Genomic DNA, 16738 nt, shown 5'->3' with positions numbered 1-16738 from the left:
CGGGAGGGCGTTTGAATGAGTGAAAAGCATTCCGCTGTTTGCTATATCTTCCGGGAAGGCGCCTTCTCCCCTGTGCAGGAGGCCAAGCCGTTCCACAACGATTTCGGCCTGGACCTGTTTCAGTACAAGGGCGCTGTGTACGAGGGCAGGACGGGCCTGCAATTCTGCCCCTTGAAGCAGGCGGCGGATATAGCTTCTTTTATTGAAAAACATGGCGGGCTGGAAAAGGTGCAAAAGCTGATCGCGGACAGTTTAGAGCGCACCGGCCGCTCACCTCGCTACACCCGGCCGGATGAAAAGAAAAAGGACATCTTCCCGCCAAAGGAAAAGGACGAAAACCGGGTGTTTGCCAAAGACCTGATGGGCAACAAGCATTATTACTACCGCTTTTATAACGAGAACGGCATTGAACTTTATACGATGGAAAAGAAGCGGGAGTTTTTTCAGCCGGTCTTTATCCCCTGCGAGGGGTTCATGGTGGGCATCGACCAGCGGCACCGGCTGGAGGAAATCCTGAAATGGCTGCCCACACTGGAGCATGGCATCCGGGGTGAGATCGAACGGGTTTTCAATGCGAGTATGGGCGATCCGAAGCGGTGGGCAGACCTGGGCTTTGCCAATCTACTGGGGCGGTATGACGAGGCCAAGGCACACAACGCCCCTATTCTGGAGGAACGGCATCAGCGGGATGAACAGCGAAAAGCAGAGCGTGAAGCAGAAAGGTGTCAGCGTGAACAGGAACAGCAGGCCCGCTATGATGCCGCTATCCGGGAGGCGGAGGAGGATATTCTGGCGGGAAAGGAGGTGGTGAACCGGGAGGTCAACGGCAAGGCCCTGATTATGCAGCTTTTCCGGGAGCATGAGATTCCAGTCCCCCTGAAAACACAGGGATGGATCATCAATGCGCTGCACAGCATCCGCTATTCCCCGGAGAGCGGACAGTGGGACTACCGTTATTATAGAAAAAGCCGTGACAGTACGAAAATGTTTGAACTGCTCCCGAAGCTGTCAGCGGCAATTCAGACCAAGCAGCAGTTTACGGAACAGGGCGAGGTCAGCCCGGAGGCTCCTGCCGCTGTGGATGAGGACGAGCAGGACATGGAACTGTAAACCTGTTTTTGGAAAGGAGCGCGTATGAAAAAAATGATTGTGGGTATTTCCGCCGCTGCCGCCGTGATTGGCGGCTTTTTCTATTTTGCCTGGTATCGGCATTACCGTGACGCGATCCGGTGATGTGGTCGCAGCGGGCAAGGAGGTGAGGCATTATGCCGCTTGCGGCAACAAGGGCGCCCTACACTCTGTTTATCGTGGACGATGAGATGCCCCTGAACCCCCGTGAGGATTACGACTGCCTGGGGAAAATGGTCTGCTGGCATGGGCGCTACTCTCTGGGTGAAAAGCACGATTTTGAGGAACCCCGTGATTTCTTGAAGGATTTGCTGTTTTCTGAATATTCCAGCAGCCATGACCGGAGCAATCCAGTCTTTGCGTTTCTCAAATCCGGTAAGGCCAAGGACGCAAAGCTGGAGTATAACCGCTCCACAAGGGAGTGGGAGCTGCTGGAGAACCAACGCTGGACTTCCGAGAGTGACTGGTATGTATCGTCCAGCTATGCCGCCTCGCTGAGAGATGATGTGCCGGATTGGTTTCTGGAGGACTGCCTCTCCGCCCTCTCCACCAGCGAACTGTTTTCGCTGGTGGAGCAGATGGAGGGCATGGTGATCCTGCCCCTCTATCTCTACGACCATTCGGGCATCACCATGAACACCACCGGCTTTTCCTGCCCGTGGGATTCCGGTCAGGTAGGATGGATTTATGCAGATAAACGGAGGATTGAAGCGGAGTACGGCAAGGCAACGTCTGAAACTATGGAGAAGGCCCGCCAAGTGCTGGAGGGCGAGGTGAAGTCCTACGACTACTTCCTGACCGGCCAGTGCTACGGGTTCCAGCTATTCCGGGAAGATGTAGAGGTGGATAGCTGCTGGGGTTTCCTGGGGGAAATCAGGGATGTGCAGGATGATGTAAAAGACTATCTGCCGGAGGACTGCGATCCGGCTATCGTGGAACTGCTCCAGTTCCGCTATGGGGAGCTGGATATTGACGAGTATCTGGAAGAATTGAGAGACGAAACGAAGGGATTGGATCATGAAGCTGGATAAAACACAGCCGCTTTATATCCTTTATGGGTGCAACATCGTCAAGGAGCGAAGTACCATGCGGTTGGTTGCCGCCACTACGGATGAGGAAATGCTGAAGGCCATTATTGGCGCTCAGATTCTCCTTGGAGTCATGGACTACCGTGGTTTCAGCAACATGAAAGGCTTTCAGCAGTTCCGGGCCGCCTGCCGCAGCGGTGAGGTACGATATGAGGACCTGTCCTATGGGTTTGTAGCGCAAACGGAAAATCTTCTGCTGCCCGACTGCGCCAAAGAACCGCTGTACGCAAGAGCCTATAAGTACCTGAATATGCCAGACCAAGAGTTTGACGCGATGCGCAGCGGGACGCTGGAGGCCCTGCCGGAAGAACGCACACACCAGATTTTAGATAAGGCGCTGGAGTGGGCGGCCGCGCACTACGACGGCTGGGAGCTGTACCGCCACCTAAAAGATCATCTGGGCATGGAGGATCAGGAGATCTCCCGCGCCGGGTTTGAGCTGGATGAGTTCTACGAGAATGAGTTGCCGGAGGACGAGGCGAACTATGAGCCGGAGGATGACTATGAGGAAGAATTATGATGCTCCATCCCTGCCGGAACACTGTTACACGGTTCTCCCCAGTTCTGGTCAGCTCATAGAAGTCAGGCGCGGCGAAAAGGGCTACTATCCCTGTGCCTATTCCACCGGCGACCGTGCGTATAACAAAGTCTTGGCAGACTACTTCAATGCCCACGAGGGTATCACAAAGGCGCAGGCGGCGGCTATGCTCACTGGCTCCCTGTTCGGCTGGGACACCCCCGGCGCTGACCCGTCCCAGTACGACTTGGACGGAGAACCTGTCCGGCCGGGAGAACGGAAGCCCCTGCCCCGGTCCCCACAATACCTGTATGAGCAATCCAAGCTGCTGCGGGAGGAATATTCCCCTGGCACGAAAGTTATTCTGGACAAGGCGGTAAGCGATCCCTACTATGACGCGCCCGCAGGGTTGGCCGGTATCGTTCAGTCTGTGGATGATGCCGGTCAGCTCCTTTGTCAGTGGGAAAATGGGCTTTTGTTCCGCCTTGTGCCTGGAACAGATTATTTCCACAAGGAAGCAGTACAGGAATTGGAATTGCCTGATGAAGAAGAGGATTTGGAACTGTGAGGTGATGATTTATGCGAAGAAGCGCCGCTGCGTATCAGAAATTCACTGAGGATGAGATACGGCAGGCAAACAGTGTGGATATTCTCTCTCTTGCCCGTGGATATGGCTATGAGCCGGAAAAGGCAGGCCGCAAGGCCGTCCACATGAAGCACAGCGGCGGCCTGTATATCTTCCCGGAGAACAACCGCTTTTTCCAGTGGACGGGGCCGGATGACGGTATCAAGGGCGGAGCCATTGATTTTGTTATGCGGGAGGAAAACTTATCCTTTCCAGAGGCGGTGGGAAAGCTGATTGGCAAGGAATATGCGGCAGAAGCCCGACAGGTAACGCCCTATGAGAAGAAGGAGCGCGGGCCGCTGGAGCTGCCGGACAAGGCAGACAACATGAAGCGGGCCTATTGGTATCTGGTGTCCGTCCGAGGTATCAGCTCCCCAATCGTCAGCCATTTTATGAACCGGAAAATGATCTATCAGGAGAAAAAGCACGGAAACTGCGTGTTTGTGGGTTATGACACCGAGGGAGCGCCCCGGTACTGCTCCATGCGGGCGGCCAGAGAAAACAGCTCATTCAAGATGGACGCTACCGGCTCTGATAAAAGCTACCCCTTTTTCCATGAGGGAACAAGCGACCTGCTGATCGTCACCGAGGCTCCTATCGACCTGATGAGCCATGCGTCCATCACCGCTGACTTTTACGGGCGGGACTGGATGGAGGACCACCGCATCTCCACCGGCTGTCTGTGGAACGGAGCCATTAACCGCTATCTGGAAGGGCATCCGCAGATCAGGCGGCTGGTATTTGCGGTGGACAACGACTATCTGGCCCGTGACAAGGACGGGCAGTTTCGGAATTGGGGGCAGCTTACGGCGGCCAAGTGGGTACGGGAATATACTGGGCGGGGATTTCAGTGCGCCGTCCATGTTCCCCATCTGAATGATTTTAACACTGACCTGATGGAGCGGCGGAAAGGCCGCACCGTGGAGGATTTAGACCGCCTGCGTATGGCGGAGCTGGAGGCGGAGTTTAACAGGGACGCTGCTGAAGAACCTGAAAACGAAGATGAACAGGAAATGGAGGCTTGATTGTGGCAAAAATACAGACCTTTGAGCTGGACCGATGGAGTGAACCGGATGAGAACCACCGTGTCAAACACATCGGTATGGCTGACGCCAAGGAAACCTTTGATAAGCTGAAAACGCATTTGGAAATGAAAGGGCTTCTCCCGGATGAATACTTTTCGTTCTCCGGCAAGTATGAGGGATTGACCGGCGAACTTCCTGAATTTGAAGAAGCCCTTTGTATCCCGAATTTCGGCTCCAGCGAGGGAATCTATCTGGATATTTCCCTGGCCTGCCGGGACAGCGATGGCAAACGATATTTCCAATCGTTTGCCACTGGCAAGACGCTGGGCGAAACGGCAGACGATTATTTCCGAATGTTCCGCATCGCCGCCGAGTGTTCCCTGATGCTGAATGGGCGAGGCTTTTCTTATGAGAGGAACAGTATGGACATCGTGCTGACTGAGAAAGAGGCTACAGCCGTCACAAATTCGGTGGAACTGGATCTGTGCGGCTATCTGGAACCGGAAACCGAGGTACTGTTGTCCTCAGCTCTGGAGAGGTTCGCTGGTGCCCCCTGCACAGCCATCCAGACCATCACCTGCCACGGACGCGATGATTACGCTGTCTGGAATGCGGAGATTCCGTCCGATATGTTCCGCTCCATTGTCCGAGAAGCGGCGGAAAAGGTGGGGACGCTGGAAGAACTGATGGACAGTATGGACCCCACATCCGGCTATGAAATGCGGCTTTTGACGCAGATGAAGGACGGGCGCTTTGCGTTCTTCACCATCCCGGAGCGGATGAACGCTCTGCGGGATTATGAGACGCAGGGCAGCTCCACCCGTGGGGACAAGGAGCAGATCATGGCGGAGATCATGGCGGAGATCTTCACGGATTGGGAACCCGCCGAGGAACCAGAGGACGAACTGGACCGCTGACTCTCTCACTTCTCTTTTCATCCGTACTGATCGCCCCGCCGGGGCGCCCCGCAGCCGGGAAACCGCAGACCCCGCCTGCGATTTCCTGGTTAAGGCAGGAATAGCCGTCATACCTGACGGCGGGCCGACTGCTTGAAAGCCGTGCTTTCAACGGTTTTTTTGAGAATTTTACAAGGTATGATTTTTTGATTTTGGTGTGATTTTTGTCACACCTTATGGAAGGGAGGCTTGACTTGAAAGAATCCCCGATCCGAACCGAGCGCAAAACCATTCATCTGCCCCCGGATACCATTCAGGCGCTCAATAAGCTGGCGGCCAGAAATGGGACGGACTTCTCTAAAGAGGTGCGGCGGGCGATTGATGAATACCTGGATTTGGAAAGTACCGCTGAGAACATCGACATGATAAGCGGCGTGATCCGGCAGGAACTCAGCGGCCAGATCAAGGGGCTGGGAAACCGGCTGGCCGGACTTATCAACCGCCTGACAATCATATCCGCCGCAGGCTACTATGCCAATATCGCCATTATTGCAGACCTGATCGACCGGGACCGCTATTCCTCTTTTGAGAAGATCGAGGCGGCGGCCAGAAAAGAGGCGTTGGCGTTTGCAAACCAAAAGAACGCCGACGCTCTGCGTATTTTTCTGGATGACGAGGAAATGAAAAAGGCGATTCAGGCTGTTCAAGGGGGCCGCCGTGTCAATCCTAATCTATAAGCAGCGCCACCGGCACCCCAATCAGAAAAAGACGCCCAAGTGCAACTATGCCCACATCGGCTATATTGCCACACGTCCCGGCGCGGTAAAGAATGAGGGGATGCGCCACGGCCTGTTCGGGAAACTGGAACCTGGCGAGGTGCGGGAGTTCTCCACCTGGCAGGAGGCGGCCCGTCTGGTGCGGGAGCTGTCTTACCGCCGTGTGAATATGTATCGGGGAATTATCTCCTTTTCCCCGGAAACAGCGGCCGAGCTGGGGCTGACCGATCATGAAGCCTGGGAGGACTACATGGAGCGTCATATTTTAACGCTGGCAAAGTATAATGGAATCCGGGTTCAGAACCTACAATGGGTGGCCGCCCACCACAATGAGCGGGGTCATCCGCACATCCATGTGGTGTTCTGGGATAAGAACCAGCGCACAATGGTTCCGTTTGTGCATCCCAGCATCCCGGATAAAATACGCAGGCAGTTGATCCGGGACACCTTCGCGGAGAAAATACAGGCGTATTGTGAAGCGAAGCAGCGGGCCAGAGAGCAGCTTACCGCAGCCGCCATTGATCTGGTTGATGAGTTTGAGCAATATATGGAGCAGCTTCATCCCAGCGAGTACAAGCGCCTGCGGGAAACCTTCGGCCATATCACGGATGATGAGCTGGGAGCCGCCTCACTGGACGGTGTTTTGAGTGCGGATGGGCTGGCCCGATTTATCCCCGGTCTGTTTGCCCTGAAAGAAAAGATGCCGAAAAAAGGCCGTCTGGCCTACAAGCTGCTGCCGGAGGAAGTAAAGGCCGAACTGGACGCTTTTATCAGCAGCTTGAAAACAGACTGTAAATACATTGGTGATCTGGTAAACGAGTATGCGGACGCCAAGTGCCAGCTTGCCATGCTCTATGATACCGACCCTGCCCATGTGGAGGAACAGCGGCGGAAAGGAATCGCGGAGGCGGACAAGCTGATTGCCAACAAGGTATTAGAGGCCATACGCGCCATGCTCCGCAAAGATCGGGAAACCGGCTCTTTTGAGTATGCGGAGGCCCGAAAAGCCTACTATACAGAGCGGTTGATCTGTGAAATCCTGATGGCGTTGGAACAGAACGCCGTCAACATGGGTATGGAGTACGACGATTGCCAGAAGGCTATGGGAGGTGATCTTTCCAAGGCCGCCAAAAAGGAATGGTATTTACGGCACAAGGACAGGGGCATGGAACCGTAGTACTTTTTTGAGGTAATCCGCAGTCAAATAAATTGTCGAAATGTTTTGCGGTTTGTAATCGCAAAACCAATTGACCACAAACAGGTTTTGCGATATACTATTTACAATGGAGGTGGTCACGATGATTTACAGGCCGTTATATGTGGATAAGATCATGGCTTATGCCGATACCCCGTTTGTAAAGATACTCACAGGGGTACGCCGTTGCGGGAAATCCACAATATTGAAGATGATTATGGAACGGTTAAAGACCGAGCGGAATATTCCGGCTGAACGCATGATAAGCTGCCGTTATGATTCTATGGAATTTGAGGATATGACGGCAAAGCAGATGTACGCACAGTTGAAGGAGCGCCTTTGCCCGGACGGAAAGACCTACCTGTTTCTGGACGAGGTACAGGAGGTCAAGGGATGGGAAAAGGTTGTAAACTCCCTGGCGTCCGACTTTGATGTTGACCTGTATATCACAGGCTCCAACTCTCGGATGATGTCCTCGGAAATCTCCACCTACCTTACTGGCCGGTATGTGTCTTTCCGCATTTTTACGCTGTCCTTCAGCGAATATCTGATGTTTAGGAGCAAGTTTACGACTGTTGGGGAACCCAAAGCCGCGCTTGCCAATTATGTCCGTCTGGGCGGCTTTCCGGCTACCCATTTACAGGCGTTTTCTCAGGATGAGATCTACACAGTTGTCCGGGATATATACAATTCTACGATCTTTTCAGATATTGTAAAGCGAAATCAGGTCAGGAAAATCGACCAACTGGAGCGCGTTGTCAAATATACCTTTAATAATGTCGGCAACACCTTTTCGGCAAAGTCGATTGCAGATTATCTGAAAGCAGAGCGGCGCGCCCTTGATAACGAAACAGTTTACAGCTATTTGGAAAAGCTGGAAAAGGCATATTTGCTTCACCGCTGTTCCAGATATGATTTGCAGGGGAAGGAAATCCTGAAAACGCAGGAAAAGTTCTATCTGGCCGATACCGCCCTGCGGTACAGTGTTCTCGGTTATAACGCGGACAGCGTGGCTTCCAGCCTTGAAAACATTGTGTATCTGGAACTTTGCCGCCGGGGATATACCGTCAATGTGGGAAAGACCAGCGACGGAGAGATTGATTTTGTAGCGGTGCGGCAGAACGAGAAAATTTATGTTCAGGTCACACAGGAGATCAATTCGGAAAAGACAGAAAAGCGGGAATATGAGCGGCTGCTTGAAATACACGACAATTATCCCAAATATGTTCTCACAACGGACGAATTTGCCGGGGGGAATTACGAGGGGATCAAGACCATGCACATAGCCGATTTTCTGCTCAGTTCTGAATATTAAAGATACAGCTCAATGAAATGCTCGCCTGTTTATCAGGCGGGCATTTTCTTTTCAACCTCGATATTTTTTGAAAAGTTGATACTTGCCGATAAAAGTCGCTTGAAAAAGTTGACGACTCTCTCTGCTTTTACTCCCGCTTCTATGTCCGACAAATCAAACAACCGGCCGCCCGGTTCGAGAAAGGAGTTTGGATGAACACAGTAACAACGGCTTATAAGCATAACGGGGTACCGGTGTCTGTCCCAAGTGGGTCTTATGGCGTGACCCGCCTGACGGCCCGGCTGTATGAGTACCCCAAAGGGCATCCCTGCTGGGGGTGCCCTTTTACTTTACGGACTTCCGTTCCATCCTGTATGTTTCCCAGCCAAAAAGACGGAGGGTGCCTCTGGTACGATCTGAAGCGGAAGAAGCGCCCGCCCCTGCCGCACACCTATCCCCAGAATCAGGCGGCGGCGGAACGGATTTTTGATTTCATTGAAGTTCTCAAAAAGGTGATGAAACAAAAAGGTTACTCGTAAGAAAGGAGGATTGCCGGTTGCGGAGCAAAACAGATTTTTACCGTCTGTTCTTTGAACAGCTCGCCCGAAAGGGCTTTGATGTAAAACGGTCCCAATCTTCGGATTATATTGCGGACATCTATTATAAAAATCAGCTTGTGGCCTACTTCTCCAAGGCGGATACGGTGATCCAGAACCCGTTTATCGCTGTGAAGGATAAGGTCATGCGGCTTATCAACGACACCGCCCAGAACACGGCGGCGAAAGCGGGCATCTGCCGGGACTGCCCCTACACGGACGCTAACGAAAAGCTGCCCAACGGTTCCTACAAACTGGCGGAATACAACGGCGTGACTCTGGCCTGCAAGGAGCATCACCTGTTCGGCTATGTGTTCTCCACCTACCGCACAGCCCCAGATTCTGGGGAAATGCTGGCCCGTCAGGTCTTTTATAATAAAGAGTTTGCCGGTCAGGACTTTGCCAAGCGCAGTGGCCTGGTGGACGAAAAGGCCCTGTTCAGCGAGGAAGAACTGAGGGTCCTTCACGCCGGACTTGTCAAAATGAGCATACTCGATCAGGATGTTTCCAATGATGCCCGTGAATCCGTGGAGCGGATTCTTGACAAAATCGAGGAAATTATGCCGGAGCTGCGAGAGGCAGATATGGACTTTGATTTTGATATGGAATTTGGTCTGAGTGATGAAATGGAGCTTGGAGGATAGCCTATGATGAACAGCAAGCGAAATCAAACTATCGCTATCGCTCGGTTTCTCATGTATAAGCACAGCCTGAACCAGCAGCTTGATGGCATGACGGATGAGGAATATCTGGCGCACCCCATCGGGCTGGATGTGGGCGAATATGTGCGCGACCTGATGCGCTACTGCCCTGAAAATGTGGTGGATCAGGTCATGGAGCATCAGGACGCCCTTTTGCGACGGCTGGGTACAGATTATCTCTCCGTGATTGCGTTTATGCCCTATGAGGAAGATGGAGGTGTGAGATATGCGTGACGGGCGCCCAAATCCCGATATATGGGGCAACATCATCACCTGCGGAGAGATCGCCGTGGGTATTTATGAGATCGTCGGTACGAAAAAACGGGGTCTGGAAGTGCCGAAGGCTGTGGCCGAGGAAATTCTGTCGGAATCGGTGGTGGAGCAGGCCACACAGGATGGAGAAAACCTTTGTTTCACCGACCCGGTTTCCAACGCCATTGTTGCGGATGCCCTGCTGGAGCAGGAACTTGTCACCGATCCGCAGGCGGCGGCCCGACTGGACGCAATCCGGCAGTTGGATGATGTGGCCTATGATACGGCCTTTGAACCGCCTGTTTCAGACTATGAGCTGGATGGGTTGGATTTGGAAAGGTAGGTGAGAAATTGCGGTTGGTTTATATCTCGTCCCCCCTGCGCGGGGATGTGGAACGGAATATCCAAAGAGCAAGGGACTATTGTGCTTATGCGGCATCCTGTGGCGTGATCCCTTTGGCGCCCCACACGATCTTCACACAATATCTGGATGATGAACAGCCGGAGCAGCGGGAAAAGGGATTGGCGATGGGCCGCGACCTGATGTGGCGCTGCGATGACCTCTGGGTATTGGGCGGCACCATTTCTTCCGGGATGCGGGAAGAAATTGAACTTGCAAAGAAGCTCTATATGCCCATTTTCTATGTGCCGGAAGAACAGGTGCGGGAAAAGGTCAAAATCCGTCAGCAGGACCGACTCCTGGGACTGGATGATTGCATAGCGGGCAGCGACCAGAGCGGCTATGAGAGACAGATTCTTGTCCTAAAACCGGAGGCTTACGGGAACAGCATGGATTTGACCGCAGACGATTCCCTGTGGTATGCCCGTGACGGGTTTGGCTGCACTTATGGGGCCAGAGGGCAGGCAGTCTATGCGGAAAACCTGCTGGATGGGCGGTACATTCACTGGGAGCGAAAGGACTTTTACGGTATTGTAAAGCCGGAAAGTCTGGCAGCATGGATCGCGGACAAGCCGATCCGCAGCGAAGTGGCGGAAGCTGCGCTGGAGACCGCCGTACAGGACCTTGCCCTTGAGTTGGAGGCTGGGGAGGAATTGGAGCTATGAGAACCAAAGGAAAGCTGCTGATCTGCGGGCTGATTTTTGCTTCCGGTGCAGTCTTGAATCTGTTTTTCTCCACAGCAGTTCACGGTCTGTTGACAAGGGAGATCACCCGGCTGTCCCTTCTTCCCATCGGGGACTGCCTTGCCAGCCTGTTTTCCAGCCGCCAGCACTTGATGCTGTACCTCTGCCTGCAAGGGTTTGTGTGTGTGCTGGCCGTGATGTTCTTTCTCACCAATATGCGGCCCTATGAATCCGACCTGGACACCATCACGCCGGAGATCAAGACTCCCAAAGCAGTGGGCCAGTATCAGCATGGCTCGGCCCGCTGGATGAGCGACGCGGAAAAGGAAAGAGCCTTTGACAGCTTCACCCTGGACCCACATGACCCGGCCATCCGGGAGCTGTTAAAAAACGGATATGAAGGGCTTGACTTTTTGAAAAAATGAGGTGATGAAAAATAGACTGCTGCAATTTTTATATCGAATACATCAACCGTAATATTCTTCCTGAGATCGACTATGAAAGACTATGGAAGTCTTATGATACTGAAAAAATGGTTTATGCGAAAATTGTTCTTTATGACCTGCATGAAGCAGCACGCCAAATTTATGGCGAGTGTTTATCCTGCCACAGCGATCTTGACTTCGCTATTCTTTCTGGCGTATTGCAGTCAAAATCAACTGGGAAACTTTGTGTAGGATTGTTCGGGATTGATTTGTATTCCTCTGGCGAACATTGTAGTACTTTCTTTTTAACCCGCCACGGTGCTGTCGCTCAGGGCGGCGAAAACGAGAGCAAAGAAATCCTGCATGAACTCAGCCAGATTTATGGTTCATACGATTACCGTTATACCATTCCGGTCTATGGTGATATTCATATCCGTGAAGAAGAAACACCTGAAAAAATAAGAAAGTTTTTGGACTCCTTCCTGATTGATGCGGAAATCGAACCGGACTGCCTCATAGATACAGTGTCGGAGGAACCCGAAGAACTTGAGCTGTAGGAGGTGAGAAAATGAAACTGAATCTGCATCCCAAAGTGATTCCCAAGAACGCACCGCTTCCCCCGCTGACGAAGGGCGGCGTGGTGGTGGGCATGAAAAAGGAGGGCGACAAGGAAAAAATCTATTTTGTCGGAGATGACTGCCATCTGCTCTGCGTGGGCGCCACCCGTTCCGGCAAATCCCGCTGCCTGGTGCTGGAGAGCATCTGCCTTCTGGGGCTTGCCGGAGAGTCCATCTTCTGTTCGGACCCAAAGGCCGAGCTATTCCACTACACCTCTGAATTTCTGAAAAAGCTGGGATATGAAGTGCTGGTGCTGGACTTCAAGAACCCGGCCAAGAGTATGCGCTACAATCTGCTCCAGCCGGTCATTGACGCCATCAACGAGGGCGACACCGACCGGGCGGAAATGCTGGCCTGGGATTTGACCAACAATCTGGTTGGTAAGCCGGAGGGCGAAAAGATTTGGACGAACGGTGAATGTTCCATCATAGCGGCTGCCATTCTTTGCGTGGTGTGCGATAACCAGAAGCGGCCGGAGTTTCAGAACATGACAAATGTGTATTGGTTTATTTCCGAGATGTGCCGCACCATTGGGAACAAAATGCCCCTGCTGGAGTATCTGAAAAAGCAGTCGCCAACGCACCCGGCGCGGGCGCTGCTCTCCATCTCCGATGTGGCCCCGTCCCGCACCAGAGGCAGCTTTTACACCTCCGCCCTCACCACCCTGCGGCTGTTTACCTCGAAATCCATTTACTCCATCACCCATGCCAGTGATTTTACCCTTACGGATTTGGGGCGCAAAAGGCAGGCGCTCTTTGTGATCCTGCCGGACGAGAAAACCACCTTTTACCCGATTGCCTCTCTCATTGTGTCCCAGCAGTATGAGCTTTTGGCGGAGGCGGCGGACAAGCGGGGCGGGCGGCTGGAACGGCGGGTGAATTTCCTGCTGGATGAGTTCGGGAATTTTACCCCCATCAGCGATATGACGAACAAGCTCACCGTTGCGGCCGGACGCGGGATGCGCTACGCCCTCTATGTGCAGGGGTTCGACCAGCTCAAGGAAAAGTACAGCGACAATATCGCCAACACCATCAAGGGCAACTGCCAGATATGGGCCTATCTGCAAAGCGACGACCCGGAAACACTGCGGGAAATGTCGGACAAGCTGGGCACCTACACCACTTCCAGCTACCAGCTCTCGGCCAGCAACGGGCGGTTCACCACGCCATCCAGCTCCCAGAGCGTCAGTCTGACGGAGCGTAAGCTGCTCAATACGGATGAGGTCCGGCGCGTCAAGCGGCCCTATCAGATCATCACCAGCCGGGACCATCCAGCCATGATGTACGCCCCCGACCTCTCCAAATGGTTATTCAATCAAATGCTGGGCATGGGCGACATGGAGCATAACCGTAAGCTACGGGAGGAACGGGAAAACAAACGGCCCATTATCACGGATACCAAACAGGAAATCGCATTGTGGAATATCTGGGTCTACTATCAAAAGGACATCATGCGCCGCCTCGCCCAGCAGAAAAACACAGGGGGCGGCGCTTCTGATGATGATTAAATTTCAGGAGGTTTCGATGAAAGAAAAAGTAAAACAGACGATGGGCGGGCTGCACAAGTCCGTCCGGGCGGCAGGTGTCGGTCTTTCCACACTTGCCGCCTCTTTTTTCATGTCCGCACCGGCTTATGCGGCTGGTGTGGAGGACAGCCAGATCGTGACGGGCACCGAGCAGTTGATTGGCGACCTGACTACATGGCTCATGGTCCTGGCCCCGGTGGTGTCCGGCCTGCTTATCATCTACTTCTGCATCCGGCGCGGCATGGCCGACGAGATGGACCAGAAGAAGTGGAACAACCGCATTGTGGTGGCGGTGGTGTCCTGCATCGGCGCCGTTTTGGGTTCCGCCACCCTGAACCTGATCCTCGGCTACTATCAGTAAGCCGGGGCCGCTTTCGTAGTACAGGCGATTATCACGCCTTACTAAGTAAATCAATTCATCAATAGGAGGAAAATTTATGGCTAATTTTATCCGCAACACTCAGGTTAAGGCTATGACTTCCATCTGGACGGCCAAGCAGAAGACCCGTGAGCTGGCAGGCCGCACGAAGGATGCGCTGGTAAACCGTGAGGGGCAGGGCACCCTTGATGTGGCGATCACGGTGCTGATTTCCATTGTCCTGGGCGCGCTGATTCTGGCGGGCCTCTACCTCATTGTGGACAGCACCGTGCTGCCCACAATTACCCAGCGCATCAAGGATATGTTCGATTACGCGGGCTGATGTCCGACATGACCGGCGGGGCGCTATGCCCCGCCGTATTTTTTATCAGGGAGGTTTTCTCATGGAATTTACGGCAGAGATCAAGAAACTGTTCAGCGGTCCCGACAAGCTGCGGGCGGTGAGCAGCGTCATCCTGGACGATTGCTTTCTGGTGAAGAATGTCCGGGTGGTAGAGGGAGAAAAGGGGCTGTTCGTGTCCCTGCCCAGCCGCAGGAATGTGAAGGGTGAATGGACGGAACAGTGCTTCCCTATGACGAAGGAGCTGCGGGAGAAGCTGTCCGCTGTTGTGCTGGCTGAATATGACCGGACGCTGGCGGAGGATGGCGGCGGGACGCCTGCCGCCTGATCCGCCCCGTTTTCAACTCACATGACAAAGGGGCGGCCCCGGCCGCCCCCGGAAAGGAGGTGGCCGCTGGTTGGAATATATTCTGGTTCTGCTGATCGTCGCCCTGCTCAACGGAGCCATTGCCTACATCGACGGGCTGATGGAGGGTATCGTACCGCTGACCCTGTACGCGGAGCAGTATATGTCCACATTGGCCGGTGTTGATCTGTTTGAAGCCCTGTTTGATATTGTGTTTGGCTTTGGCGTATCGCTTATCATCCTGAAATTTCTCAAAAAGGGCTTTGAAACCTATGTACTGTGGTCCGATGGCGACGCAGACGAAGAACCGATTGCCCTGTTGACAAACTTTTTCAAGGCGATGGCCGTGGCGGTCTGTTTCCCCACCATGTATGGCTGGCTTGCCAGGATCGTGGAGGAAATGAGCGACAAGATGCTGGAGGCCATTGGCCTTGCCACCGCCTATGACTGGGCGGGATGGGTGTCTGGTATTTCCACGCTCGGCCTTGTGACTGCCATCTTTGGGCTGGTGTTCGTCATCGTGTACTTTATCCTCTACTTTCAGTTCCTTATGCGGGGGCTGGAGATTTTGATTTTGCGGGTGGGGATGCCCCTGGCCTGTGTGGGCCTGATTGACAACGACAAGGGCGTGTTCAAGCCGTACATGAGCAAGTTCTTTCAATCTGCCCTTTCGGTGATTATCCAAATCGCCCTCGCCAAGCTGGGCGTGGGGCTGATGATGAATATGCACATCTTCTGGGGCGTGGCCTGCATGATTCTGGCTGTGCGGACGCCGAAGTTCCTTCAGGAGTTTATCGTTACAACCGGAGGCGGCGGTGGCGGAGCCATCGTCAATAACGCATACCATTCCGTGCGTCTGGTGCAGATGGTCAAGGGCATGGGAAAGTGAGGTGACGGCGGATGGTAACAATGGACGATCTTTCAAAGGCCATCATCCTGCTGGTGCGCGTGGGCGCCGTGGCAAGGTTTATCTACTGCATGGTGCGGCTGGCAGCCGCCGAGGAGCAGGCGGCGCAGTACAAAAAACGCGCCCGCAATACCGTGATCTTCTATGTGATCGCGGAATCCATCTGGCAGATCAAAGACCTGATTTTGTATTACTATTCGTAGGAGGTGCGAATGGACGAGGATTTGAAACTGTATATCCCTCTGGGCGTGAAGCCGGAGGCGGAGCTGTTCACAGGCTTTGGGAAAAAACAGCTCTTTCAGGCGTTGGTTGGTTCCATGGCGATGGGTGGCGTGGCCGCCCTGGTCTGGCTGTTCACCGCCAATGTGACCACCACCGTGGTTCTGGCGCTGGCCGGTATCTTTGGCTCGGTGATGATGACCACCAGGGACCAGAGCAATTTATCCGTGGTGGATCAAGTGCAGAATTTGGTGCGGTTCCTGCGCGGGCAAAAAATCTACCCGTACCGCTACGGGGACGAATGGGGGCTTGAGTGATGTACGCAACTATTCCCATTTACTATCCGTCGCTGGAAGAAGCCAGCCGCAGAAATGAGGCAGCTCTTTGGTGCGATAGTTACAATATCAACATGGACTGCCGGAATTTCATTCAGGACAAGACCATGACCGCTATGAACAGCCGGGAATTGGATTTCTTCATTGGAGAGCTGGTGCGCTTGTACGGTGTGGAGCGGGCGATCTATGTCCTCTCCCGCACCATCCAGTTTTCCGAATGGGATTCCCGCTTCGATCAGGCGGTGCTTGACCGGGCCGGACAGACCGATTTCCCGGACGCCCGAACGACGAGAGATCAAAACCATGTTGACCCGACTACCCGATATGTCACGGAGCTTGATCCGTGTGTTGCAAACGCCATCTTTATGAAGCTGATGGGATTGGAGGAAGAACAGGAATCGACCACTCAAATGGAGAATGACGGACAGAAAGAGCTTGATGAGGATATGGCGTTGGAACTGTGAGGCT

The 16738-nt window shown here is 53.6% G+C and carries 24 protein-coding genes; all 24 read left to right on the top strand.

Going from position 1 to position 16738, the window contains the following annotated elements; genetic code table 11:
• Positions 1–15: 15 nt before the first annotated feature.
• The 24 genes from Q0Y09_RS05350 to Q0Y09_RS05235 all read left to right on the top strand — a co-directional run bounded on the left by Q0Y09_RS05350 (position 16) and on the right by Q0Y09_RS05235 (position 16734).
• Positions 16–1110, top strand: coding sequence for a hypothetical protein (locus tag Q0Y09_RS05350; protein WP_297718704.1), 1095 nt, complete (start codon positions 16–18; stop codon positions 1108–1110).
• Positions 1111–1265: 155 nt separating this feature from the next.
• Positions 1266–2159 carry a hypothetical protein gene (locus tag Q0Y09_RS05345; protein WP_297718702.1) on the top strand — a complete coding sequence of 298 codons (894 nt, stop codon included), beginning with the start codon at positions 1266–1268 and terminating at the stop codon, positions 2157–2159.
• Positions 2146–2736, top strand: a complete 591-nt coding sequence (locus Q0Y09_RS05340; RefSeq protein ID WP_297718699.1) for a hypothetical protein — start codon at positions 2146–2148, stop codon at positions 2734–2736. Before Q0Y09_RS05345 ends, Q0Y09_RS05340 begins: the two co-directional genes overlap by 14 nt.
• Positions 2720–3301, top strand: coding sequence for a DUF4314 domain-containing protein (locus Q0Y09_RS05335; protein ID WP_297718696.1), 582 nt, complete (start codon positions 2720–2722; stop codon positions 3299–3301). The genes Q0Y09_RS05340 and Q0Y09_RS05335 overlap by 17 nt, the downstream gene beginning before the upstream one ends.
• Positions 3302–3312: 11 nt before the next feature.
• On the top strand, positions 3313–4383 hold the full coding sequence (locus tag Q0Y09_RS05330) for a DUF3991 domain-containing protein (RefSeq protein ID WP_297718693.1): 1071 nt from the start codon (positions 3313–3315) through the stop codon (positions 4381–4383).
• Between the two features lie 2 nt (positions 4384–4385).
• A complete protein-coding gene (locus Q0Y09_RS05325) occupies positions 4386–5300 on the top strand; it encodes a hypothetical protein (protein WP_297718689.1) in 915 nt (304 codons plus the stop codon).
• Positions 5301–5533: 233 nt separating this feature from the next.
• Positions 5534–6016, top strand: a complete 483-nt coding sequence (locus tag Q0Y09_RS05320) for a ribbon-helix-helix domain-containing protein (RefSeq protein ID WP_297718686.1) — start codon at positions 5534–5536, stop codon at positions 6014–6016.
• The gene (gene mobP3 / locus Q0Y09_RS05315) at positions 5997–7232 is read left to right on the top strand and encodes a MobP3 family relaxase (RefSeq protein WP_297718683.1); all 1236 of its coding nucleotides are present in this window, start codon (positions 5997–5999) and stop codon (positions 7230–7232) included. The genes Q0Y09_RS05320 and mobP3 overlap by 20 nt, the downstream gene beginning before the upstream one ends.
• A gap of 121 nt (positions 7233–7353) precedes the next feature.
• Complete coding sequence (locus Q0Y09_RS05310) at positions 7354–8565, top strand: ATP-binding protein (protein ID WP_297718680.1); 1212 nt, start codon at positions 7354–7356, stop codon at positions 8563–8565.
• Positions 8566–8918: 353 nt separating this feature from the next.
• Positions 8919–9083 carry a hypothetical protein gene (locus Q0Y09_RS05305; RefSeq protein ID WP_297718677.1) on the top strand — a complete coding sequence of 55 codons (165 nt, stop codon included), beginning with the start codon at positions 8919–8921 and terminating at the stop codon, positions 9081–9083.
• A 17-nt stretch (positions 9084–9100) separates the two neighbouring features.
• A complete protein-coding gene (locus Q0Y09_RS05300) occupies positions 9101–9784 on the top strand; it encodes a hypothetical protein (protein WP_297718673.1) in 684 nt (227 codons plus the stop codon).
• A 3-nt stretch (positions 9785–9787) separates the two neighbouring features.
• Entirely contained in the window at positions 9788–10075 is a 288-nt protein-coding gene (locus Q0Y09_RS05295) for a hypothetical protein (protein ID WP_297718670.1), read from the top strand.
• A complete protein-coding gene (locus Q0Y09_RS05290) occupies positions 10068–10436 on the top strand; it encodes a hypothetical protein (protein ID WP_297718667.1) in 369 nt (122 codons plus the stop codon). The genes Q0Y09_RS05295 and Q0Y09_RS05290 overlap by 8 nt, the downstream gene beginning before the upstream one ends.
• 8 nt (positions 10437–10444) lie before the next feature.
• Positions 10445–11158 carry a DUF4406 domain-containing protein gene (locus tag Q0Y09_RS05285; RefSeq protein WP_367184356.1) on the top strand — a complete coding sequence of 238 codons (714 nt, stop codon included), beginning with the start codon at positions 10445–10447 and terminating at the stop codon, positions 11156–11158.
• The gene (locus tag Q0Y09_RS05280) at positions 11155–11601 is read left to right on the top strand and encodes a TRAG family protein (RefSeq protein ID WP_297718664.1); all 447 of its coding nucleotides are present in this window, start codon (positions 11155–11157) and stop codon (positions 11599–11601) included. Before Q0Y09_RS05285 ends, Q0Y09_RS05280 begins: the two co-directional genes overlap by 4 nt.
• Before the next feature lie 107 nt (positions 11602–11708).
• On the top strand, positions 11709–12158 hold the full coding sequence (locus Q0Y09_RS05275; RefSeq protein ID WP_297718661.1) for a hypothetical protein: 450 nt from the start codon (positions 11709–11711) through the stop codon (positions 12156–12158).
• Between the two features lie 11 nt (positions 12159–12169).
• The gene (locus Q0Y09_RS05270; RefSeq protein ID WP_297718658.1) at positions 12170–13726 is read left to right on the top strand and encodes a VirD4-like conjugal transfer protein, CD1115 family; all 1557 of its coding nucleotides are present in this window, start codon (positions 12170–12172) and stop codon (positions 13724–13726) included.
• 16 nt (positions 13727–13742) lie between these two features.
• Complete coding sequence (locus Q0Y09_RS05265; RefSeq protein ID WP_297718655.1) at positions 13743–14105, top strand: Mbov_0395 family pilin-like conjugal transfer protein; 363 nt, start codon at positions 13743–13745, stop codon at positions 14103–14105.
• A gap of 76 nt (positions 14106–14181) precedes the next feature.
• Positions 14182–14445: a DUF6133 family protein gene (locus tag Q0Y09_RS05260; RefSeq protein WP_297718652.1), complete on the top strand. Its 264-nt coding sequence runs from the start codon at positions 14182–14184 to the stop codon at positions 14443–14445.
• Between the two features lie 61 nt (positions 14446–14506).
• Positions 14507–14791, top strand: coding sequence for a SpoVG family protein (locus tag Q0Y09_RS05255; RefSeq protein WP_297718649.1), 285 nt, complete (start codon positions 14507–14509; stop codon positions 14789–14791).
• A gap of 70 nt (positions 14792–14861) precedes the next feature.
• Positions 14862–15698 carry a conjugal transfer protein TrbL family protein gene (locus Q0Y09_RS05250; RefSeq protein ID WP_297718646.1) on the top strand — a complete coding sequence of 279 codons (837 nt, stop codon included), beginning with the start codon at positions 14862–14864 and terminating at the stop codon, positions 15696–15698.
• Positions 15699–15709: 11 nt separating this feature from the next.
• The gene (locus Q0Y09_RS05245; RefSeq protein ID WP_087359735.1) at positions 15710–15919 is read left to right on the top strand and encodes a mercury transporter; all 210 of its coding nucleotides are present in this window, start codon (positions 15710–15712) and stop codon (positions 15917–15919) included.
• Positions 15920–15928: 9 nt separating this feature from the next.
• On the top strand, positions 15929–16252 hold the full coding sequence (locus Q0Y09_RS05240) for a hypothetical protein (RefSeq protein ID WP_297718640.1): 324 nt from the start codon (positions 15929–15931) through the stop codon (positions 16250–16252).
• Positions 16252–16734, top strand: a complete 483-nt coding sequence (locus tag Q0Y09_RS05235) for a DUF3849 domain-containing protein (protein ID WP_297718637.1) — start codon at positions 16252–16254, stop codon at positions 16732–16734. Before Q0Y09_RS05240 ends, Q0Y09_RS05235 begins: the two co-directional genes overlap by 1 nt.
• Positions 16735–16738: the final 4 nt, after the last annotated feature.

It is taken from the genome of Intestinimonas sp. (assembly GCF_026169115.1).
Lineage (GTDB): Bacteria > Bacillota > Clostridia > Oscillospirales > Oscillospiraceae > Intestinimonas.
This window is presented reverse-complemented; position numbering and strand designations above follow the sequence as displayed.